At 60.3% G+C, this 20,831-nt stretch carries 18 protein-coding genes; 6 read left to right on the top strand and 12 right to left on the bottom strand.

The features are described from left to right. Positions 1-19: 19 nt before the first annotated feature. On the bottom strand, positions 20-892 hold the full coding sequence (locus J5274_RS07060) for an SMP-30/gluconolactonase/LRE family protein (RefSeq protein WP_209182806.1): 873 nt from the start codon (positions 890-892) through the stop codon (positions 20-22). A gap of 249 nt (positions 893-1,141) precedes the next feature. Here J5274_RS07060 and J5274_RS07055 point away from each other — a divergent pair, with 249 nt between their 5' ends. Beyond that, a complete protein-coding gene (locus tag J5274_RS07055) occupies positions 1,142-3,211 on the top strand; it encodes an ATP-dependent helicase (protein WP_142823983.1) in 2,070 nt (689 codons plus the stop codon). A 10-nt stretch (positions 3,212-3,221) separates the two neighbouring features. Here J5274_RS07055 and J5274_RS07050 read toward each other — a convergent pair whose 3' ends face one another. The 3 genes from J5274_RS07050 to J5274_RS07040 all read right to left on the bottom strand — a co-directional run bounded on the left by J5274_RS07050 (position 3,222) and on the right by J5274_RS07040 (position 5,900). Beyond that, a complete protein-coding gene (locus J5274_RS07050) occupies positions 3,222-3,644 on the bottom strand; it encodes a glyoxalase superfamily protein (protein WP_142823982.1) in 423 nt (140 codons plus the stop codon). Next, on the bottom strand, positions 3,641-5,038 hold the full coding sequence (locus J5274_RS07045) for an MATE family efflux transporter (RefSeq protein WP_142823981.1): 1,398 nt from the start codon (positions 5,036-5,038) through the stop codon (positions 3,641-3,643). Before J5274_RS07045 ends, J5274_RS07050 begins: the two co-directional genes overlap by 4 nt. Positions 5,039-5,306: 268 nt before the next feature. Then, complete coding sequence (locus J5274_RS07040) at positions 5,307-5,900, bottom strand: TetR/AcrR family transcriptional regulator (RefSeq protein ID WP_142823980.1); 594 nt, start codon at positions 5,898-5,900, stop codon at positions 5,307-5,309. A gap of 144 nt (positions 5,901-6,044) precedes the next feature. Between J5274_RS07040 and J5274_RS07035 the strand changes: the two genes are divergently transcribed. After that, positions 6,045-6,443 carry a RidA family protein gene (locus J5274_RS07035; RefSeq protein WP_142823979.1) on the top strand — a complete coding sequence of 133 codons (399 nt, stop codon included), beginning with the start codon at positions 6,045-6,047 and terminating at the stop codon, positions 6,441-6,443. 134 nt (positions 6,444-6,577) lie between these two features. On the opposite strand, the gene J5274_RS07030 is transcribed toward J5274_RS07035, so the two are convergent. Beyond that, the gene (locus J5274_RS07030) at positions 6,578-7,138 is read right to left on the bottom strand and encodes a PadR family transcriptional regulator (RefSeq protein WP_142823978.1); all 561 of its coding nucleotides are present in this window, start codon (positions 7,136-7,138) and stop codon (positions 6,578-6,580) included. Between the two features lie 81 nt (positions 7,139-7,219). Between J5274_RS07030 and J5274_RS07025 the strand changes: the two genes are divergently transcribed. Continuing rightward, the gene (locus tag J5274_RS07025) at positions 7,220-7,981 is read left to right on the top strand and encodes an SDR family oxidoreductase (RefSeq protein ID WP_142823977.1); all 762 of its coding nucleotides are present in this window, start codon (positions 7,220-7,222) and stop codon (positions 7,979-7,981) included. Between the two features lie 21 nt (positions 7,982-8,002). Here the strand turns inward: J5274_RS07025 and J5274_RS07020 are convergent, their stop codons facing one another. From J5274_RS07020 to mscL, 4 genes are all read right to left on the bottom strand, one after another. Continuing rightward, complete coding sequence (locus J5274_RS07020) at positions 8,003-9,061, bottom strand: enoyl-CoA hydratase/isomerase family protein (protein ID WP_142829136.1); 1,059 nt, start codon at positions 9,059-9,061, stop codon at positions 8,003-8,005. Between the two features lie 133 nt (positions 9,062-9,194). Next, complete coding sequence (galE, locus tag J5274_RS07015) at positions 9,195-10,226, bottom strand: UDP-glucose 4-epimerase GalE (RefSeq protein ID WP_142823975.1); 1,032 nt, start codon at positions 10,224-10,226, stop codon at positions 9,195-9,197. A 209-nt stretch (positions 10,227-10,435) separates the two neighbouring features. Next, positions 10,436-11,602, bottom strand: coding sequence for a pyridoxal phosphate-dependent aminotransferase (locus J5274_RS07010; protein ID WP_142823974.1), 1,167 nt, complete (start codon positions 11,600-11,602; stop codon positions 10,436-10,438). A 131-nt stretch (positions 11,603-11,733) separates the two neighbouring features. Beyond that, positions 11,734-12,168, bottom strand: coding sequence for a large conductance mechanosensitive channel protein MscL (gene mscL, locus J5274_RS07005; protein ID WP_142823973.1), 435 nt, complete (start codon positions 12,166-12,168; stop codon positions 11,734-11,736). A 282-nt stretch (positions 12,169-12,450) separates the two neighbouring features. Here mscL and J5274_RS07000 point away from each other — a divergent pair, with 282 nt between their 5' ends. Then, complete coding sequence (locus tag J5274_RS07000) at positions 12,451-13,119, top strand: OmpW family protein (protein ID WP_209182794.1); 669 nt, start codon at positions 12,451-12,453, stop codon at positions 13,117-13,119. Positions 13,120-13,236: 117 nt separating this feature from the next. Here the strand turns inward: J5274_RS07000 and J5274_RS06995 are convergent, their stop codons facing one another. Beyond that, a complete protein-coding gene (locus tag J5274_RS06995; protein WP_111216728.1) occupies positions 13,237-13,446 on the bottom strand; it encodes a cold-shock protein in 210 nt (69 codons plus the stop codon). A gap of 896 nt (positions 13,447-14,342) precedes the next feature. Between J5274_RS06995 and J5274_RS06990 the strand changes: the two genes are divergently transcribed. After that, positions 14,343-16,289 carry a methyl-accepting chemotaxis protein gene (locus tag J5274_RS06990; RefSeq protein ID WP_219274894.1) on the top strand — a complete coding sequence of 649 codons (1,947 nt, stop codon included), beginning with the start codon at positions 14,343-14,345 and terminating at the stop codon, positions 16,287-16,289. Between the two features lie 250 nt (positions 16,290-16,539). Next, the gene (locus J5274_RS06985) at positions 16,540-16,881 is read left to right on the top strand and encodes an oxidoreductase (protein WP_142823970.1); all 342 of its coding nucleotides are present in this window, start codon (positions 16,540-16,542) and stop codon (positions 16,879-16,881) included. A gap of 411 nt (positions 16,882-17,292) precedes the next feature. Here J5274_RS06985 and J5274_RS06980 read toward each other — a convergent pair whose 3' ends face one another. Together J5274_RS06980 and J5274_RS06975 are read right to left on the bottom strand one after the other, a co-directional pair. Then, positions 17,293-19,506, bottom strand: coding sequence for an FAD-dependent oxidoreductase (locus tag J5274_RS06980; RefSeq protein WP_219274893.1), 2,214 nt, complete (start codon positions 19,504-19,506; stop codon positions 17,293-17,295). Between the two features lie 90 nt (positions 19,507-19,596). Next, positions 19,597-20,805 carry an acetyl-CoA C-acetyltransferase gene (locus tag J5274_RS06975; protein ID WP_142823968.1) on the bottom strand — a complete coding sequence of 403 codons (1,209 nt, stop codon included), beginning with the start codon at positions 20,803-20,805 and terminating at the stop codon, positions 19,597-19,599. Between the last annotated feature and the right edge of the window lie 26 nt (positions 20,806-20,831).

Below are 20,831 nucleotides of genomic sequence, written 5' to 3'. Positions count from 1 at the left end.
TCTTTACTCCATAGCCGGATCAGATCTTTGGACGGTGCAGCGGCAGCCCCGGCTTGGGCGCCGGGATGCGCTCGATGGCGCCGTGCTCCTGTTCGGTGATCAGCACCTGCTTGCCATCGACGGTGAAGGCGACGTTGCTCGGCAGCGTGCCGTTCGTGCGGATATGGCCAGAGAGCTTGCCGGACGTGTCGATCAGGCAGATGTCGCCCTGGCCATACACGGCGCAGTACAGTGTATCGTCGCGATCGAAGGCCAGTCCGGCAGGTCCCTTCAGGCGCGTCCCCATCGGCGAGCGCAGGGCGTGGGCAAAGATTTCCTGCCGGCCGCCAAGCACCTGGCGGTAGATATTCCCCGTCAGCATCTCGCTGTAATAGAGCAAGCCGTTCGAATCGAAGGCAATGCCGCTCGCCAGCAGCAGACCCGCAGCCAGCGACCGGAGCACGCGCCCGTCGGCGGGATCGATCTGGTAGATGCAACCATTGTAGGGCGCATTCAAAAAGTCCGGCCGGATTGTTTGGCCGATGACGAGATCGGCAATCCGAACGCCGGCGTCGCTCATGTACAGAAGCCCGTCCGGACCGAAGGCGAGATCACGCGGCAGGACGAAGGGTCCCGTCTCGCTGCCTTCGATCATCTGCAGCATACGACCTTCGGGCGACAGGCGAACCAGCGAGTTTTCCGGACCGCCAGCCACCCAGAAGCAGCCATCGCCATCGACAGCCAAGCCTGACGGACGTCCTCCCGGTCGGCAGATTTCCCGGCGTTGGCCGTGCGGTGCGATTACCGATACGCACCGGCGGCCGTCTTCCATCTCGACACATGCGATGCGCCCATCCTGCAGTCCGACCGGCCCGTCAGGCTGGTGCAACCCGACTGCAATCGTCTCATTCATTCCGACGCATCTCCCGGGGTACGCAATAACATTAAAGACATTGCTAACCTTTCCGATTCGTTAAGTAAACGATAGCCGACCGCCGTCCCTCTGGGCATCGTTGCGTCAAACAGACCCAAGCTCGCTTGACAGTTTTCGCCGATTCAGAACATTTAACGAACATTCGGGCAATCTAATGGTGCTCCGAAAATCTTCGGAAACTCAATAACGGCATGGCAGCGGCCGCTCCGGAGCAATAGAGGAGAGCCGATGAACGCCGCCTATCTGGAAAAACTCAATCCCGAGCAGCGGCTGGCCGTCGAGCACGGCACCGACATCGACGGAAGCCATGTCTCCGGACCCCTGCTGGTGATCGCCGGTGCCGGCTCCGGAAAGACCAACACGCTCGCCCACCGCGTGGCGCATCTCATCGTCAAGGGCGCCGATCCGCGCCGCATCCTGCTGATGACCTTCTCCCGCCGGGCTGCTGCCGAGATGGGCCGCCGCGTCGAGAAGATCTGCGCCCAGGTGCTCGGCCCGAAAGCCGGGATCATGACGGACGCACTGGCCTGGAGCGGGACATTCCACGGCATCGGCGCGCGCCTGTTGCGCGACTATGCCGAACAGATCGGCCTCGACCCGGCGTTTACGATCCACGATCGCGAAGATAGCGCCGACCTGATGAACCTTATCAGGCACGACCTCGGTTTTTCGAAGACCGAGAACCGCTTTCCGACCAAAGGCACCTGCCTTGCCATCTATTCGCGCGCGGTCAATTCCGAGACGCCGCTGGACCAGGTTCTGCGCGATGTCTTCCCGTGGTGCGCCACCTGGGAGAATCAGTTGCGGGAACTCTTTGCCAGCTATGTCGAGGCGAAGCAGGTGCAGAACGTCCTCGATTACGACGACCTGCTGCTCTACTGGGCGCATATGGTGCATGAGCCGCTGATCGCCGAAGACATTGGCAACCGGTTCGACCATGTCATGGTCGACGAATACCAGGACACCAACCGGCTGCAATCGTCGATCCTGATGGCGCTGAAGCCCGGCGGACAGGGCCTTACGGTTGTCGGCGACGACGCCCAGTCGATCTACTCCTTCCGCGCCGCGACGGTGCGCAACATCCTCGATTTCCCCACATCATTTTCGCCGGCCGCCCGTATCGTCACGCTCGACCGCAACTATCGCTCGACGCAGCCGATCCTTGCCGCCGCCAACGCCGTCATCGATCTCGCCTCGGAGCGCTTTACCAAAAACCTGCGCACCGAGCGGACATCGGCACAGCGCCCGAAGCTGGTGACCGTTCGCGATGAGGCCGACCAGGCCCGCTACATCGCCGACATGGTGCTCGAGAACCGCGAGGGCGGGACAATTCTCAAACAGCAGGCGGTGCTCTTCCGGGCCTCGCACCACTCCGGCCCGCTGGAGATCGAACTGACGCGGCGCAACATTCCGTTCGTCAAGTTTGGCGGCCTGAAATTCCTCGACAGCGCCCACGTGAAGGACATGCTGGCCGCACTGCGCTTTGCCCAGAACCCGCGCGACCGCGTGGCCGGTTTCCGACTGATGCAGCTTCTGCCCGGCGTCGGGCCGTCGACAGCACAAAAAGTGCTCGACCGGATGGACGACGAGGCGAGCCCGATTACCGCGCTGACCGAAATCCCCGCCCCGCCTCGCAGCGGCGATGACTGGACCAGTTTTGTCGAGACCTTGCAGGCGGTGAAATCGGGCAAGGCCGGCTGGCCGGCTGAAATCGGCCTGGTGCGGGAATGGTATGCGCCACATCTGGAGCGCTTGCACGAGGATGCAGCGACACGGCAGGCGGATCTTCTGCAGCTCGAGCAGATCGCCTCGGGCTATCCCTCGCGGGAACGTTTTCTGACCGAACTGACACTCGACCCGCCGGATGCGACGAGCGACCAGGCCGGAGTTCCGCTGCTCGACGAAGATTATCTCATCCTCTCGACCATCCATTCCGCCAAGGGCCAGGAATGGACCAAGGTATTCATGCTGAACGTCATCGACGGCTGCATTCCCTCGGATCTCGGCGTCGGCACCAGCGCCGAGATCGAGGAGGAGCGTCGGCTGCTCTACGTGGCGATGACCCGCGCCAAGGACAATCTAGACCTGGTGCTGCCACAGCGCTTCTTCGTCCACGGCCAGAACGCCCAGGGCGACCGCCACGTCTATGCCAACCGCACCCGCTTCATTCCTGCGACGCTGCTACAGTTCTTCGAAGTCTGCGGCTGGCCCACCGCCCGCTCAGACTCACCCGCCGCGCAGCAGGCAAGGCAGATCCGGGTGGATGTCGGCGCGCGGATGCGAGGGATGTGGCGGTAGCGGCGGTCCCTCATAGCGGCGCCAAGACCAAGTGGAATGTTCCGTTCGACGTCTTCCGGATTGAGTTTCCATTGCCGTCTATAACGCCTCTGACCATGCGGCGCATGTTGGAGAAGCCAGCGAAGGTCACCGTATCCACCGGTTCATCAAGCCGGATAGAGACGGAATAATATTTCCCCGTGGAGGACAAAGCGTTGATCGCGCCTTTGAAAACCTGTCCAAGATACCGCCCCTGCACCCTTTGACGCAGGAAAAAAGGCGCAGGCACTGCCTTTGCCAGGCGTGCCGACAGGGTGTTCCAATCGCGAGCATCGGACTGATGCGCAATCACCTCGAGTGCCTGGCCATGACCCAAACTTAGACCCTGGAGAGCTAAGGCGGTCTTCAGTTTATTTGCTTGCGCTTTGGCTTCCGCGATGGTTCTGACAGTCATGACGGGCTCCCCATGCCACTCAGGCCTATCCCGCCCGTGAGCCTACGCGTTTTCAAGGCAGCAGACAGCACCAGCAGAGCGACAATCGCGGTGAGACTATCTGCCAGCGGATAGGCGAACCAGATAAGATCGGCGCCCCCTATCGCTGCAATAACCGCGATGAGCAACGGCAGCAGCACGAACGGCTTGGCTACCGTCAGCAAGCCCGCCAGCGCCGGTTGGCCCACGGCCTGGAAATACATTCCGAAGACAAAAATCGGTCCTGAAACCAGATAGAACGCCGCCATAGGCCGAAAAAGCCTTCCGGTTTCGGCAATCACATCGGGATTTGAGACAAACAATGCGCCGACCCTACCCCCGGCGCAGAGCAGAAAAACTTCCACTGCAAAACAATAGACCAATACGGTTGTCGCCGCGATCCAAAGGGCCTTGTCGGCGCGGGCGGAGAAGCCGGCACCAACATTGTTGCCGACGACGCTCTGCATAGCCACCGCGATCGCCATGATCGGCAAAAACGCGAAACCGAAAACGCGGGTCACGATGCCATAGGCGGCGATGGATTTCTCGTAATCTACGCTGATGCCGAGACGCAGGGCAAGAAGCACGGCCGTTCCCGAAAGTGCTATGCCTATGAAACCCAGACTGACCGGCGCTCCTAGCGCCAGCAGCCGTCGCCATTCCCCTGTCCAGCGGTTCCGCCAGAGGCTCCCAAGGGGCATCATCCCGTCGACAAACGGGCGCAAGCCGACCAACAGTCCCAACCCTATTGCCTGCGCGAGTATCGTGCCGAGCGCCGATCCAGCGATCCCGAGTTCTAGCAGCACGATCATGAAGTAGTTCAGCACAATATTGATGAGCGTCACGGCAAGCGACATGAGCGCCATCAACCCCGCTTTTCCCTCGTTCCTCCAGGCATCGGCGTGAATCCCCAACAGGAACTGCACCGGAGTTCCGAATATGCTAATCGCCAGAAAGACCCAGACCATTTCCGCAACCGATCTGTCGGAGCCGGCACTTCGCAAGGCAAAGCTCCATCCTCCCGCCAGAAATATCAGGATCAGCATTGCGGCGATGAGCAGGGCAAGCCCATGGGCGGCCGCAAAGGTCGCGGCAGCGGCCTGGCGGGCAGCGGCGCCAAGCTGGCGAGCCAGGAAACTGGACATCCCGGCGCTGACGAGCGTGGAGAGGGCAATGGTTAGCATGAGCACGGGGAAGGCGATGCCGACCGCTGCCATGGCTTTCGTGCCGACGAACCGACCGAGGAATGCGGCGTCGACGATACCAAGAAGCCCATTCATCAGCATGATGGCAGCCATGGGCAAGGCGGTAGCGGCAAATATTTTGTGCACAGGCGCAGTCAGAAATAGGTTGTCGTCAGAATGTCCTGTGGACATTGCTCACTCCTCCAGAGAGGCATTTCGGCTGAGGATGGGAGCCCGCATTGCCACCACCGAAATGCTTCGAGGGTGAGGATAATCTGTCTGCCGAACTTCACCGTGACTTGCGTCTGCAGGCGGCAGGTGTTCGTAACCCGTGCCACTTCAATCACTGCGGGAAATCTTTGTCAACGAGCCAGTTTCCGGGGGACTTCGCTTCAAGAGCCGCGGAGGGGTGCCGGGGCTCCGAATTCTGGCGGATTTAGCCGACAAGCTTTGGTGTGCCTCACACTGGTCTGGAGAGCAGGCCCGTGGCCAGTGCCTGAAACGCGTCGATGGCCTTCGGGAGGACGGTCTCGGCATCTTCACTTGCAGCGACCCACAACGCGGCATTCAGCGCAGCCCCGCTGAGAAGTCGGGCAACCGCTTCGGCATCCAGGGGCTTGAGTATCCCTTTTTCCATAAGCCTTTGCACCGCCTGCCTTGTCACATCGAGGCAGTTGTCCTGACTGGGCCATTTCGATGGGTCTCCGAGGACAGCGGGGCCGTCCAGCAGAACAATCCTTTGAACCTCGGGGTCAAGCGCCATCTGGATATAGGCCGTCGCCTCCGCGAGCAGACCCTGCCACTCGTCTGATTGGGCCGCACCAATCGCCTTGGCCCGTTGCGCCATCTCTGAATCAATCTCGTTGACCACGGCGGCGAGCAGTCCGCGCTTGTCTCCGAAGTTGTGGTACAGCGCGCCGCGCGTCAGGCCAGCATCAGCCGTCAATTCGTCCATGGACGCGGCGAAATAGCCTTTTTCCGCAAACGCCTTGCGCCCGGCGGCAATGAGCTTGCCGCGGTTTTCTTCCATCGTCTCGGCGCGCCGCTTTGCCATTCATCATTCCAATTTCACATACGTACCGTATATAGATTGACATACACGTCGTATGTCATCTACTTTCGCATACGCAACGTATCTCAAATTGTCCGCCGTGGGAAGCCTGATGGCGAAGCTCCCACGGTGGCCAGAAGGAATAAAATGACCACGCGAAACGCAATATTTCCACCTCATAGACATGCGCTCTACGAAGCACACGGCTATTCGGCAGCGATTCAGTCCGGCGACCTGCTGTTTGTCTCCGGCCAGGTCGGCAGCCGCATCGACGGGACACCTGAACCCGAATTCCAGGGCCAGGTTGAACGTGCCTTCGAGAACCTGGCTGCCGTGCTCAAAGCAGCGGGCTGCACCTTCGAGGATGTGATGGATGTCACGACGCTCCACACCGATCCGCAGAACCAGTTCGACACCATCATGCCGGTCAAGCAGCGCTACTTCGGGGAAAAGCCTTATCCAGCCTGGACTGCCGTCGGGGTGACATGGCTCGCCGGCTTTGATTTCGAGATCAAGGTGATCGCGCGCCTGCCGGCAAAGGCTTAGATTCGACCGCGGTGTTGTCTCACTGCTGATACGAACCCGAAACCGGCGATGGCTGCCAGGGCTGCGGGCAGCCATCGCGAATTGCGACCCTTGCCGAGGACGGGCGCGCGAATGCGGGCATGTGGCGGCAGCGGTCAGACTTTGCCCGCACTCACCTCTGCGACGATGGCATCGATATCGGCGATCACCTCACGCAGGTAACCGATCTCGGCCCGTAACCGGTGCTGCCCGTGCTTAAGCGCCGATCGTTTGGTGATGCCGATGTAGGGAGCCGCCCAGTCGTTGATGCGATTGGCTTCCGCTAGCTGCGCTTCGAGCGCCTTCAACCTGATATCGAGGAGGCGCGGCAGTTCGGCGGCGCTGGCGGGGTCGAGCCGGATCAGGGCAAGGTCGAACGGGTCGTGTTTGTACCAGATGTCGGTGAGGCCCGAACGGCGGAGATCGGCGAGAACGCGCCGACCCTCGTCAGTGATCTCATAGATCTGCCGCACGGGGCGATTGCCATCACGCTCTTCGCTGATCTGACGAAGAAGCTTCTCCTCCGCCAGCCTCGACATTGCTCCGTAGACGGCTCCGACCGATATGTCGGTCCAAAGCGATACATAGCGGTTTTCGGCTTCTAGCCGGAGCCGATGGCCATGCATGGGCCCGAGCAGATCGAAGGACGACAGAATGAACAAGCGAATTGACGACATCTTACTCTCGCGATACTACTCTCGCAGGAGTATTCCCCTGCATCCCGATTTGTCGGGTATCTTTTCAAGGAGTAGAACGACATGAAGGCAAGCGGCAACACAATCCTCGTCACAGGCGGCGGTTCGGGCATTGGACGTGCGCTTGCCCAGCGCTGGCACGATGCCGGCAATCGCGTCATCGTCACCGGGCGCCGCCGCGAGATGCTGGAAGAAACAGCGCAGGATCGGGAAAATATCTTCGTCCACGAACTCGACATCGACGATGCCGCTGCGATTGAAGCAGGCGTCGGCGTGATCGTCGCTGCCTATCCGGACCTGAATGTGCTGGTGAACAATGCCGGGACCTACAAGAGCGAAAATCCGACCCGGAAGCGCGACCTCGCCGACGCGGAACGTATGATCGTGACCAATGTGCTGGGTCCGATCCGGATGACGAATGCGCTGATCGACCACCTCTCCGCGCAAAGCCATGCGACGATCATCAATGTTTCGTCCGGGACCGCCTTCGTGCCCTACCCGGCCTCGCCCACCTACAGCGCCTCCAAGGCAGCGATCCACTCCTACACTGCCGCCATCCGCCCGCTGCTCAAGGGACGGGTCGAGATCATCGAGATCATTCCGCCTCAGGTGCAGACCGAGCTGACACCTGGTCAATCCCTGGACCCGAACTCGCAGCCGCTCGGCGAATTTGCCGACGAGGTCTTGGCATTGCTCCATGGCAATGGCGACCAATCGCCGGAAGAAGTGAGCGTCGAGCGTGTGCGCTACTTTCGCAATGCCGAACGGGCGGGACAATTCGACGAGGTGCTGGCGATGATGGTCGAATATACGCCCAAGGACTGAGCGGGGGCGACGCAGCCGTTTTTACCGGTCGAACAGCTTTGCCTCGGACACCTCAAGGAAGCGTTCCAGCGCCGCCTCGTCCACCGCATCGAGGCTGTCGGGGGACCATTGCGGATTGCGGTCCTTGTCGATGATGGCGGCGCGGATACCCTCGTAGAAATCGGTAGTCTTGAGGATCTGGCGGCAGGCGCCGAGTTCCCGCTCCAGACATTCGGATAGATCCCGGCTCTTCCGCCCGGCGCGCAGCAGGAGCAGCGTCAGCTTCAGGCTGGTCGGGGAGCGCGTGGCGATGGCTTTCAGGCTGTCGGCGGCGAAGGCGTCAGGCTCCATGGCCAGCGCCGCCATGATGGCCTCGACGCTGTCATGGGCAAACGCACGGCCGATCGTCACGGCGTTGGCGACGAAGATGCCGTCTTCCGGCGGCGTGGCAAAGGCTGCAATTGCCGTATGGACGTCTTCCGCCGAAGCGCCCGGCGGCAATCCGCCAATGGCAGCAAGCACTTCGGCGAGGTCCTGCGAGGCTACGTGATGGTCGGCAAGGCCGGCATCGATCGCATCCGCAGCGCCGATGGCAAGGCCTGTCAGGGCAAGCCAGGTGCCGGTCTCGCCTCCATCGCGGGAGAGCAGCCACGTGGCGCCGACATCGGGGAAGTAGCCGATACCGGTCTCGGGCATAGCCAGGCGCGTCCGCTCGGTAACGATGCGGTGGCTGCCATGGGAGGAGAGGCCGACGCCGCCACCCATGGTGATGCCGTCCATCAGTGCCACATAGGGTTTCGGGTATTCGGCAATCATCCGGTTGAGCCGGAATTCCTCGCGCCAGAAGCTGGTGGCGTCCTTGCCGCCGGCGCTGCCGCTCTGATGCAGGGCGCGGATGTCGCCGCCGGCACAAAGTCCTCGCTCGCCCTCGCCCATGATAGCGACACTGGCAATCGCCGGATCGGCGGCGAAGCTTTCGAGGCTGCCGGCTATGGCCCGAACCATGGATAGCGTCAGGCTGTTCAGCGCCTTCGGTCGGTTAAGCCGGATGACGCCGACCGAGCCGTTGCGTTCGATGATGATCTCGTCTGCTGCCTGCATTGCCGAACTCCGCCCCTTTTTGCGAAGGAGATGGGCACCCTCTACCGGTCTGTCCAGCGCCATCTGAGAATAAGACGCCGGGATTGACAAGTACGGCGACAGACGCACGCGCACTGTGCATTCCGTTGCGATATCAGCAGACGGCGGCGACGGGGGCTGGGGTCGTGAACCGGTCGGCCTCGCGGCGCTGCGCCAGATGATTTTCCCAGGCGAGCGACGAGCGCACGATGGTTTCCATGCAGTTGCGCCGTGGCGTCCAGCCGAGCACATCGCGAGCGAAGCTTGCATCGGCAACGACGCAGGCTGCATCGCCCGGCCGGCGCGGCGCGTGGTTTATCCGGAAGGCGCGTCCGTGAACCCGCGTCACCATGTTGAGCACGTCGAGGACGGAATAGCCCATGCCATAGCCGCAATTGGCAATCAGCGAAGGCCCGCCTGCCCTTAGGTGCTGCAGGGCCTTCAGGTGCGCCTCGGCGAGATCGCTGACATGAATGTAGTCGCGTACGCCGGTGCCGTCATGGGTCGGATAGTCGGTGCCATAGATATCGACGGCCGGGCGCCGGCCGAGTGCTGCCTCGCAGGCCACCTTGACGAGATGCGTGGCACCTTCCGTCGACTGGCCGGTGCGGCCTTCCGGGTCGGCTCCGGCGACGTTGAAATAGCGCAGTGCGACATAGCGGAAATCGTAGGCAGCAGCGGCGTCGCGCAGCATGTACTCCGACATCAGCTTGGAGAGCCCATAGGGTGTTTCCGGATTGAGCGAGGCAGTTTCCGGCACCGGTTCGCCCGTCGGCTGCGGCCCGTAGACGGCAGCTGTGGAGGAGAAGACAAAATGGCGAACCCCTGCCCTGACGGCAGCGCTCATCAGCACGCGCGTCTTGCCGGTGTTGTTCTCGTAGTAGGCGAGCGGATCCTTGATCGAGGACGAGACAATGGCCGAGCCCGCGAAATGGACGATCGCTTCGATATCGTTTTCGGCAAAGATCTTTTGCAGCACGGTCTCGTCGGCTGCATCGCCCAGGTAAAAACGCGCAGCCGGTGCCACAGCCCAGCGGAAGCCGGTCGACAGTCTGTCGATCACCACCACGTCCTCGCCGGCATCCAGCAAGGTCCAGACCATATGGCTGCCGATATAGCCGGCACCGCCCGTTACCAATATCGCCATGTCTTGCATCCCTGGCTTGTCATCGCGGGAGCATTGGCTCGCGTCATTTGATATTTGATTATCAATCCACCTTTCCACAACTTTAAGGGTCGGAGAATGGTGGCGTAGTTAGCAATGTCTTGATGAGATAGACAGGCTTTTAGCGAATTTGCGCGGAAGAACACACTCCTGAGCCTGTGCCGGGAGTGTGGAGACTTTCGCGTGGGCGATCAGAGGCTGAGGATATACTTGCTCAACCGCTCTGCGGCGTCGGTGATCTGTCGGGGATCGCGCAGGAAGCAGGCGCGCAGGAACAGTTCCCCGCCAGCCCCAAACGCCGTTCCCGGTGCCAGGCCGACGCCGGTCTTGTCGACAATATCGAGCGCTGCCTGGCGGCTGTCGGTAATACCGTCGATCTTGAGGAAAGCGTATAGCGCGCCGTCGGGCTTCAGCGTCTCGACGCGGTTGGTGGCAACCAGTGCCTCGCAGAGGATATCCCGCGACAGCGTCGCCTTTTCGATGTTGCTCTCCACGAACACGTCGCCGGCATTAAGCGCAGCGACCGCGCCCATCTGCATGAAGTGGGCAACGCCAGATGTCGAATATTGCACGAGGTTCTCCAGCACCTGCCCGGTTTCAGGCGGCGCGACGATCCAGCCGATGCGCCAACCGGTCATCGACCAGTTCTTTGAGAAGGAATTGACGAAGAGGATGCGATCATCCGGCTGCCTGGTATCGAGCAGCGATGGCGCGCGACCGCCTGCGTAGTGAAAACGCGCGTAGATCTCGTCGGCCATGATCCAGAGACCGTGCTTGCGGGCGAGCGCCAGGATCGTGGTCAGATCCTCACGGCTCGCAGTCCAGCCGGTGGGGTTGGACGGTGTATTGAGAAACAGGCCCTTGGTTTTCGGCGTGATGGCGGCCTCGATGCGACCGATATCGAGGGCCCACTTGCCGCCTTCGAAATCGAGCTGGACACCGACCGAGCGTGCGCCGGCGATTTCGAGGGCCGCTGCAATGTTCGGCCAGGCCGGGGTCAAATAGATCATCTCGTCGCCCGGCGAGGTAATCGCCTGGACGGAGAGCTGGATCGCCTGCATGCCTGAACCGGTGACGTAGAAATTGTCGGGTGAGAGCGCCACGTTGAAATGACGGGCATAATAATCCGATAGCGCTTGGCGCAATTCCGGGATGCCGCGCTGCCAGGTGTAGAAGGTGTCGCCGGCGGCAAGCGAGGCCATGGCGGCCTGGTTGATGAAATCAGGCGTCGACAAATCACCCTCGCCAACCCAGAGCGGCAGCAGGCCTTCCCGCCCACGTGCATAGTTGAGGACTTCGACGATACCGCTTTCGGGGGCTGCAAGCGCGCGCGGGCTGAGGCTGTTTACGATGGACATGCTGGGGTCTCCGGTTAGCCGCCTTCATAAGGCAGTTCGACGCGGAAATCCCATGACTTTGCTTGGATGACCAATCGATTTCAGTGATGGAAGAAACCCCACCGCAATGCGGCGGGTTCCGGTAAACACGATCATACGGCAGTCCGGCTGGCGAGAAGGTCGCGAATTTCTGTCAGCAGCGCGACGTCGGCCGGCGGAGGTGCCGCGGCTGTTGTCGTTTCTTCCTTGCGCTCCACCTGCCGGCGCAGCGCGTTGACGCCCTTGACCATCATGAAAATGATCCAGGCGAGAATCAGGAAATTGATGAGCACGGTGATGAAGTTGCCGTATGCAAAGACTGCGCCTTGCGCGCGCGCGGCTGCCAGTGTCGGCGCATTGACTGCACTCGAAAGGCCGATGAAATAGTTCGAGAAATCGAAGCCCCCGAAAACCGCGCCGACGACCGGCATGATGATGTCGTCCACCAGCGATTTGACGATGCCGCTGAATGCGCCGCCGATGATCACGCCAACGGCAAGGTCCATGACGTTGCCACGGGCGATGAAAGATTTGAATTCATTGAGCATGGACGCCCCCCTTTAGGATTGGCAGTACGTTGATCCCGATTTGATTAGCAACATCTTTTGCGACTGAATTCAATAGTCATTCTGCAACCGGGAGAGTGGCGTGCAGCCTCATATTCAAGTTGAGCCCCATCCAACTGTGGCGAAAATACGACAGCTTGGCGCAGAATGGTAACTCCTGGCAACACTCGGGGTGCTCGTTTGATCTCGCTCAAACCCGGCCTCCCGCCAGCGCGCGATGATTGCCCTTCAGGAAGCAATTCCGCTTACGAAGGACGTAGATCCATGAAATTTTATAAACCGATCAGGATATTGTTGGCTGCCGGAATGCTGGCAGTGGCGACATCGGCCGGTGCAGCCGACACCACCGTAGATCCGTCGATATCCCTGCAGGCGCAAAGCCCCTGGCAGATCAGGCTGAGGGCGCTTGGCGTCATTCCGCGCGATTCAGGCCGGGTCGACGGTATCGACGGCTCCGGATTGTCGTTTTCCAATACCGTTATCCCGGAACTGGATGTGTCCTATTTCTTCAACGACAACATTGCCGTGGAACTGATACTTGGCACCACCAAATCGACAGTCCATGGCCAGGGATCGATTTCCAGCCTCGGAAATATCGGCAAGACCTGGATGTTGCCACCGACACTGACGCTGCAGTACCACGTCACCAGCCTCGGCGCGTTTCGCCCCTATGTCGGCGCCGGCATCAACTACACGATGTTCTATAACCAGTCCGGCAACAGCGCCGACAGCCTCAATGTGAAGAACACGTTCGGCGTCGCCTTCCAGGCAGGCTTCGACTACATGCTGGACCAACACTGGGGCCTGAACGTCGATGTCAAGAAACTGATCCTGCGGCCAGACTTCGACGCGACCGTTGGAGGAAGCCATGTCAGTGGCAAGGCCAACCTCGATCCTCTCATGATCGGCACCGGCATCACCTACCGCTTCTGACAGGCAGGCAGCACTCCACCGCGAACTGCCAAATGCAAAAAGGCCGGGACAAAGCCCGGCCTTTCCAGTCTGTCGTCACGGACGCTGGCAAAGCCTGCCGCCCGTGATGAAAATGTCTTAGGCTGCCTGAAGGCGGTCTGCAGACATCTTGCCCGAACGCTTGTCAGCAACGAGCTCGTAGGAGATCTTTTGACCTTCCTGGAGTTCGCGCATGCCGGCGCGTTCAACGGCCGAGATGTGTACGAAAACGTCGGCTGCGCCGTCGTCAGGCTGAATGAAGCCGAAGCCCTTGGTTGCGTTGAACCACTTAACTGTACCTGATGCCATAACGATATCCTTTTCGAATCGCGAGTAGAGAAGAACGCAACCCGGAAAACGCCCGGATCGCGGTGAAAACCGATTTTGAAGGGAAGTTCGCCAGCAACGGCTGGAATGGCCGCAACAAAGTTCATCTAGCAAGATCGATGGCGACGTTTATATCCGACCTCCGTCGCTGTTTCAAGCCACGGCGAGTGCAAAGTCTCACCGCCGAAAGCCTGTTACTCATACGGGTGCATTGATCGGTTGCCGGAAGGCCTTGCACGCCCGACGTTTGGATGGGGCAACGGCGTGGCGGGCGCGGCCCAAAAAAATGCAAATTCAACCTGGAATGGCTCTGTCAAAGTCTAAAATCCCAGGTCCACTTCCACCTTTGAGCGATGGCTCCCGAAGCGTCACGAATCAACGATTGCAGCAACTTTCAGGTCGTTCCCGGAAGTGGTTAGCGATACTCAATGCATTCACATTGTCGACACGCTAACCGCGATTTCCAGCAACCGATTATCCATGGAGCTTTCAAACTACGAGGGATCATTACTGTTAGTGTATAAACAGACAGCCAGGCTTTGCTTTTTCATGCGTTATTTCGTTTATTTCTAATGCTGGAATGGCACTGACTTGCGAAAGCGCAATTTTTTGCCGCGATATTCCGGCTGTTCATTGGCAATTTTAGAGATACATGGCCTCCTCTTTAGAATTAAGAATTACTTAGAAAGTATGTCCTACATTTTATTCGACTGATATGCATGGCTGAGTCGTCATCCAGCAGAGGTCAGCGGGTTTCGTGGGTAGGGCGCCTCTGTCAAAAATCGGCAGCATCCTCACCGTCCGCTTCTCACGGTCTGCCCGGTGAATGATTTGCTCGTGGCACCCCTCCCCGAAAAACAGATTTGCCGGAGTTGCAGGTGAAACACATATCTATCATTGGAAAATTTTTGCTCATCATGGCAGGCTTCGGGCTCTTTGCCATCGGCGTCTCGCTCTATTCAGGCCAGCAGCTCAGCAGCATCGACACGGGCTACAGTGCGCTGCTGGATCACGAGTCGGCAGCCGCGCTTAATTCGGCCCGAGCCAACCGCAGTTTGCAAACCGCGCGGGCGTCGATCGGCGATATCTTGATGGCGAATACGGACGAGCTCAATGCGCGCTCCGAGAAAAGCCTCAAAGAGGCTAGCGATGGCTTTGTCAAATTCATGGACCAAGCGATCGCTGCGTTACCCGAGAACGCTTCGCTGCCCCAACTGAAAACGGAAGGCATCCAAATTCTTTCCACGACCTGCGCAACAGCGATTGTTGCTGGTCGAGCTGCCACTAGTCCCACCGACGTTCTCGCTTCACAGCAACTTTTCCTGAGCCAGTGCCAACCTGCATTCGCTGCAATCTCTCCGAAATTTTCGTCTTTCGTCACTGACATTGCGGATGCGTCTTCCAAGGAAAGCGACCGGCTTACCAGTGTCACAAACGGTACGATCATGACGACCCTGATCATCGTCGCCGTTGGCCTTGTCGCGGTGCTCGTGCTTGGCTTCCTCGCCGTTCGCTCGTGGCTTGTCAGCCCGATCCAGAAATTGGCCAAAACCATGAATGTGCTTGCCAATGGCAACCTCGACGCAACAGTCGACGGCGTGGATCGGCGCGACGAGATCGGCACCATGGCCAAGGCGGTCCAGGTGTTCAAGGATAATGGACTGCGTGCCAAGGAACTCGAGCGGGATGCCGAACAGACCCGCACCGCAAGCGAGGCCGAACGCAGCCGCGTCGCCCAGGCCGATCGCCAGCGAGCCCAAGAAATGGCCCAGGCGACCTCGGGGCTTGCAAACGGGCTCAAGCATCTCTCGAGCGGCGACCTGACCTTCCGCCTCGACGAAGCATTTGCCGGCGACTTCGAAAGCCTGCGTGCCGACTTCAATGCTGCCGTCGACCAGCTTGCCTCCAGCTTGCGGTCGGTCTCCATTGCAACGGGATCCATTGACAACGGTGCGCGCGAAATCAGCCAGAGTGCCGACGATCTTTCCAGGCGCACGGAACAGCAGGCTGCATCGCTCGAGCAAACTGCGGCGGCACTCGACCAGATCACCATCAACGTTGCCAACTCCTCGAAGCGGACTGAAGAGGCGCGCCACGTGGCGATCGAGGCCAACAAGTCGGCGCGGCGCTCCGGCGAGGTCGTTTCCAACACGGTCGTTGCCATGCAGCGCATCGAGCAATCCTCCAACCAGATCTCCAGCATCATCGGCGTCATCGACGAGATCGCCTTCCAGACCAACCTTCTGGCCTTGAACGCAGGTGTCGAAGCCGCTCGTGCCGGCGAGGCGGGCAAGGGCTTTGCGGTCGTGGCCCAAGAAGTCCGCGAACTCGCGCAGCGGTCGGCCCAGGCCGCCAAGGAGATCAAGGATCTGATCCGCAATTCCGGCGAGGAGGTCAGCAATGGCGTCAAGCTCGTGCAGGAAACCGGACAAACCCTGAAGATCATCGAAGAACAGGTCATATCGATCAACACACAGCTCGATTCGATTGCGACATCCGCCAAGGAACAGTCGGTGGGGCTGGCTGAAGTCAACACGGCGGTCAACCAGATGGACCAGGTGACCCAGCAGAACGCCGCCATGGTCGAAGAATCGACCGCTGCAAGCGCCGCTCTGGCCGGGGAAGTCGAACGGTTGCGCGAGATCATCTCCGAATTCAATGTCGGCGGAGGCCGCGAAGCAACGCCGATGCGCCGTCCGGAAGTGGCCCATGCCAGCCACAAGCCCGTTCCTTCGCCCGCACGACGCATGCTTTCCAAGGTTGCCGGCGCCGTCGGCCTCGGAGGCGGCAGCTCCGCTGCAGCAGAGAACTGGGAAGAATTCTGAGCCCGTCGACGATCAAAGCCTGACACAGCACTCGAATTACCAAGAGGCCGGCCGCCAAGTCATTGATGGCCGGCCTTCCGCATTTTCGCCTGACGACGACGATCGTCGCCGCGCAGCACTTGCGGCCGATGAGAGCTATCCTGGCAAAACATGCACGCCGTGCTTTTCATCAGCAATCCTTCACATAGTCTGGAACAACCTGTTCGAACACTGGTTGGTTGTCTGTAAAAACAAACCAGGGAGATACCCAATGTATTCCAAGATCTTGGCAGTGACTGCTCTGACGCTCGCAATGGCAACAAGCGCGATGGCAGCCGGCACCGGCAGCCCAGGTAGCAGCTCCGGGACATCCGGCGCCTCCGGTTCCAGCTCGGGCAGCGATAGCACAGGCAATGGCACCAGCACCGGAACGCCCGGCTCGAACACGGGAACCGGCGGCACAAGCGGTGGCATGACGAATGGCACCGGCACCAACAGCGGCGGCAGCAACGGCGACGGCAAGTCGCAGGATTGCAACGCTACAAAAACCAACAAAAATACGACGAATATGAAGTCCGACTCCGACAGCGCGCAGACCTCGAACTGCCAGTAATTTTATATTGGCTGATCAGCCCCGAGACCGACAGCCCCGAACTCCGCGGGGCTGTCTTCTATTTCGGACGTCAGGCAAATGGCACGTAATTGTCGCAAAATTGACAAAGTTCGTTTGACTTTCTGCGGAATATCGAACTAAATAATATACATGGTTGGGAGACCATGCGGAGGAGGATTTCATGAGCGATCGTGCAAAAGCATATGTCATAGCTTTCGAACTGTCTGCCTGCATCTGGGCAGCCATCGGGCTAATCGTCTGGAGCAGCCTCTGATCCACCGGCACAGAGCCGATTGCCTGATGCGCGAGAAAAGCGACGCTGCCGCTTTTCACCTTTGATCACATGATTTCGACGACGCTTTCGTCGCTACGACCGTTCCCGAAATGCGGCGATAGTCAACCTGACTTATGTCAGGCTGCGTTCTCCATCTTGTACGGATCGAACCGTCCGTAGAACGTTTCCCCGCTTGCGGCCATCTCGACCAGCAGCGGCGTCGGCTTGAAATGGTCGCCGTGTTCAGCCGCCAGTTTTTCGCAAAGCGCCACGAACGTCTTTGCTCCCATTCCATCGATGTAGGACAGCGTGCCGCCGGTGTAAGGCGCGAAGCCGAAGCCGAGGATGGAGCCGACATCGGCCTCGCGGGGGTCGGTGACAATGCCCTCTTCCATCGTCCGGGCAGCTTCGAGCGCGATTGTCACCAGCATGCGCTGCTTCATGACCCCGACATGCACATCCTCAGGCTTCTTTTGAGAGAAGAATTCCTTCAGGCCGGGCCAAAGCGTCTTCTTCGCCGGTTTGGCAGGATAGTCGTAGAAACCACGCCCGTTCTTGCGGCCCCGACGGTCGAGTTCGTCGACCATACGGTCGATGAGCTTGATGTGCTCGGGATCGACGGCGGCAGGCCCGAGATCGGCTACCGTTGCCTTCAGGATCTTCTGGCTGAGATCGATGGCCACCTCGTCGTTCAGCGACAGCGGTCCGACGGGCATCCCGGCCATCTTGGCGGCATTCTCGATCATGGCCGGCGGCACGCCTTCGATCAGCATGTCATAGGCCTCATGGATGTAACGGAAGACACAGCGGTTGACGTAGAATCCACGGGTGTCGTTGACGACAATAGGCGTCTTCCTGATGGCGGCGACGAAATCCAGCGCCACGGCCAGTGCACGGTTGCCGGTCTCCTTGCCCATGATGACCTCGGTCAGCATCATCTTTTCCACTGGAGAGAAGAAGTGGATGCCTATGAAATTGGACTTGCGCTTCGAGTTTTCCGCCAGTCCCGAGATCGGCAGCGTCGAGGTGTTGGAGGCAAAGATCGCCGTCTCGGGCAACACCCCCTCAACGGCCTCGATCACAGCTTTCTTGACATCGCGGTCCTCGAACACGGCCTCGATGACGAGATCGGCATCGCCTAGATTGCTGTAATCGGCTGACGGCGTGATGTTGGCAAGCAGGGCTGCGCCCTCCTCCTGCGTCAACCGACCCTTTGCGATGGCATCCTTGACGAGCCCCTCGCCGGTCGCCTTGCCCTTGTTGGCGGCGTCCATATCACGGTCGATCAGGGTTACGCGCAGGCCCGCTGCGGCTGTGACATACGCGATGGAGGCGCCCATGAAGCCGGCGCCGACGATGCCGACATGGCGCAGGACCGTCTTTGGGATGCCGGCCGGGCGACGGGCGCCCTTGCCGAGCTCCTGCATCGAGACGAACAGCGAGCGGATCATCGAGAACGCTTCGGTCGTCCGCAGGACCTCGGTGAAGTAGCGCTGCTCGATCTTCAGGCCGAGGTCAAAGGGTACCTGCAGGCCTTCGTAAACGCATTTGAGGATGGCGAGCGCGCCCGGATAATTTCCCGCTGTCTCGCGGCGGAGAATGGCGGGCGCTGCCGGCCAGAGTTGGGCCGAGGCCGGCGTCCAGATCCCGCCGCCGGGAACCTTGAAGCCTTTTTCGTCCCACGGAGCGACGGGTTTCAGTCCATCCCTGATCATCTGCCTTGCCGCAGCGATCAGCTGATCCGGTTCGACGACCTGATGCACGAGGTTCATCGCCTTGGCGCGCGCCGGAGACAGCGAGGCGCCCGTCGTCATCATCTGCAGGGCGTCCTGGGCATTGGCAAGCCGCGAGACCCGCTGCGTTCCGCCAGCGCCCGGGAAGATACCGACCTTGACCTCCGGCAGCGCCAGCTTGACATGCTTGGCGCTGGAGACGACACGGCCATGGCAGGCGAGCGACATCTCGAAGGCACCGCCCATGCAGGTGCCGTTGATCGCCGAAACCCATGGTTTGCCGCAGGTTTCGAGCTTGCGGAAAAGGCCTGTCATGCGGCCCACAAGGTCGAACAGCTTTTGTGCCGCCGTCGCAGGGTCTCTCGCCTTCTCATCATTGTAGAAGGTGAACATCGACTTGATCATCGACAGATCGGCGCCCCCGGAAAAACTGGCCTTGCCCGAAGTGATGACCACGCCCTTCACGGCAGCATCGGCGACGCTTGCATCAATGATGGCGTCAAGCTCTCCCATGACCTCGGCTGTGAACACATTCATCGACTTTCCCGGCATATCCCAGGTGACCAGCGAAATGCCGTCTGCATCAGTCTCGACAGTGAAATTGGTGTAGCTGCTCATCGCGGGATTCCTCTCCCAGTAAATGTTCGTGGTTGCCGGGTTGCACACTCACTCGCTTGCCCCCATCAGGGGGGGGTGCGGAGAAAGCCATCAGACCCTTTCGATGATGGTGGCGGTGCCCATGCCGGCGCCGATGCAGAGGGTAACCAGGGCGACGTTGAGATCCCGGCGCTCCAGCTCGTCGAGCACTGTACCGAGGATCATCGCACCGGTGGCGCCGAGCGGATGGCCCATGGCGATGGCGCCGCCATTGACGTTGATTTTGCCATGATCGATGTCGAAAGCCTGGCAGTAGCGCAGAACGACGGCGGCAAAAGCCTCGTTGAGTTCGAAAAGATCGATATCCGCCAGCGACAGGCCGGAACGCTTGAGCAGCTTCTCGGTCACATCGACTGGCCCTGTCAGCATCAGTGCCGGGTCGGAGCCGATGTTGGCGAAAGCCTTGACGCGGGCCCGGGGTTTTAGTCCCATGCTCCCGCCACCAGCCCTGGAGCCGAGCAGTACGACGCCTGCGCCGTCGACGATGCCGGAGGAATTGCCGGCATGGTGGACGTAGTTGATGCGCTCGATTTCCGGATGCGCCTGGATACCGACGGCCTCGAAGCCGCCCATTTCACCGGGCATCTGGAAGGACGGATTGAGGGCGCCGAGCGCCTGCATATCCGTGCCGGGGCGCATGTGCTCGTCATGGGCAAGGATGGTCAGGCCGTTCTGGTCCTTGACCGAAATGACGGACTTGTCGAACCAGCCGCTTTTCCAAGCATGCGCCGCGCGCTTCTGGCTTTCGACAGCATAAGCATCGACATCGGCGCGCGAGAAACCGTATTTTGTGGCAATCAGATCGGCGGAGACGCCCTGCGGCATAAAATAAGCGGGAAAATTGACCGATGGATCCATGAACCAGGCACCACCGCCCATCCCGAGCCCGACCCGCGACATGCTCTCGACACCGCCGGCAATGACGATGTCGTCCGCGCCCTGGGCGATCTTGGCCGCAGCCAGATTGACGGCATCGAGGCCGGATGCGCAGAAGCGCGAGATCTGCATTCCGGGGGCACGGGTCGAATAGCCCGCCTCGAACGCCGCAGCCTTCGGGATGACCGCGCCGGCTTCCATTACGGGATCGACGCAGCCCATGATGATGTCGTTAACCGTCGCCGTATCCAGACCGTTGCGATCACGGATCGCCTCCAGCGTGCGTGCAGCGAGACGCACCGACGGCACTTCATGCAACGCGCCATCCTTCTTGCCACGACCGCGGGGCGTGCGGACATGATCGTAAATGAAAACCTCGGTCATCGTCTCTCTCCCAGGCGCCGCCGGCA

Origin of the sequence: Rhizobium sp. L51/94, assembly GCF_019355555.1 — a bacterium.
GTDB lineage: Bacteria > Pseudomonadota > Alphaproteobacteria > Rhizobiales > Rhizobiaceae > Rhizobium > Rhizobium rhododendri.
Note: the sequence above shows the minus strand (reverse complement) of the source record. Positions and strands in the feature narration are given on the sequence as shown.

What these genes read in the sequence shown, in the direction of transcription:
- J5274_RS06985 (WP_142823970.1), top strand. Translation starts at nt 16,540, where the DNA reads ATGTATTCCAAGATCTTGGCAGTGACTGCTCTGACGCTCGCAATGGCA.
- J5274_RS07020 (WP_142829136.1), bottom strand. Translation starts at nt 9,061, where the DNA reads ATGCAGGCAGCAGACGAGATCATCATCGAACGCAACGGCTCGGTCGGC.
- J5274_RS07060 (WP_209182806.1), bottom strand. Translation starts at nt 892, where the DNA reads ATGAATGAGACGATTGCAGTCGGGTTGCACCAGCCTGACGGGCCGGTC.
- J5274_RS07045 (WP_142823981.1), bottom strand. Translation starts at nt 5,038, where the DNA reads ATGTCCACAGGACATTCTGACGACAACCTATTTCTGACTGCGCCTGTG.
- J5274_RS07040 (WP_142823980.1), bottom strand. Translation starts at nt 5,900, where the DNA reads ATGGCAAAGCGGCGCGCCGAGACGATGGAAGAAAACCGCGGCAAGCTC.
- J5274_RS07050 (WP_142823982.1), bottom strand. Translation starts at nt 3,644, where the DNA reads ATGACTGTCAGAACCATCGCGGAAGCCAAAGCGCAAGCAAATAAACTG.
- J5274_RS06995 (WP_111216728.1), bottom strand. Translation starts at nt 13,446, where the DNA reads ATGGCATCAGGTACAGTTAAGTGGTTCAACGCAACCAAGGGCTTCGGC.
- J5274_RS07000 (WP_209182794.1), top strand. Translation starts at nt 12,451, where the DNA reads ATGAAATTTTATAAACCGATCAGGATATTGTTGGCTGCCGGAATGCTG.
- J5274_RS07010 (WP_142823974.1), bottom strand. Translation starts at nt 11,602, where the DNA reads ATGTCCATCGTAAACAGCCTCAGCCCGCGCGCGCTTGCAGCCCCCGAA.
- J5274_RS07025 (WP_142823977.1), top strand. Translation starts at nt 7,220, where the DNA reads ATGAAGGCAAGCGGCAACACAATCCTCGTCACAGGCGGCGGTTCGGGC.
- mscL (WP_142823973.1), bottom strand. Translation starts at nt 12,168, where the DNA reads ATGCTCAATGAATTCAAATCTTTCATCGCCCGTGGCAACGTCATGGAC.
- J5274_RS06975 (WP_142823968.1), bottom strand. Translation starts at nt 20,805, where the DNA reads ATGACCGAGGTTTTCATTTACGATCATGTCCGCACGCCCCGCGGTCGT.
- J5274_RS07055 (WP_142823983.1), top strand. Translation starts at nt 1,142, where the DNA reads ATGAACGCCGCCTATCTGGAAAAACTCAATCCCGAGCAGCGGCTGGCC.
- galE (WP_142823975.1), bottom strand. Translation starts at nt 10,226, where the DNA reads ATGGCGATATTGGTAACGGGCGGTGCCGGCTATATCGGCAGCCATATG.
- J5274_RS07030 (WP_142823978.1), bottom strand. Translation starts at nt 7,138, where the DNA reads ATGTCGTCAATTCGCTTGTTCATTCTGTCGTCCTTCGATCTGCTCGGG.
- J5274_RS06980 (WP_219274893.1), bottom strand. Translation starts at nt 19,506, where the DNA reads ATGAGCAGCTACACCAATTTCACTGTCGAGACTGATGCAGACGGCATT.
- J5274_RS07035 (WP_142823979.1), top strand. Translation starts at nt 6,045, where the DNA reads ATGACCACGCGAAACGCAATATTTCCACCTCATAGACATGCGCTCTAC.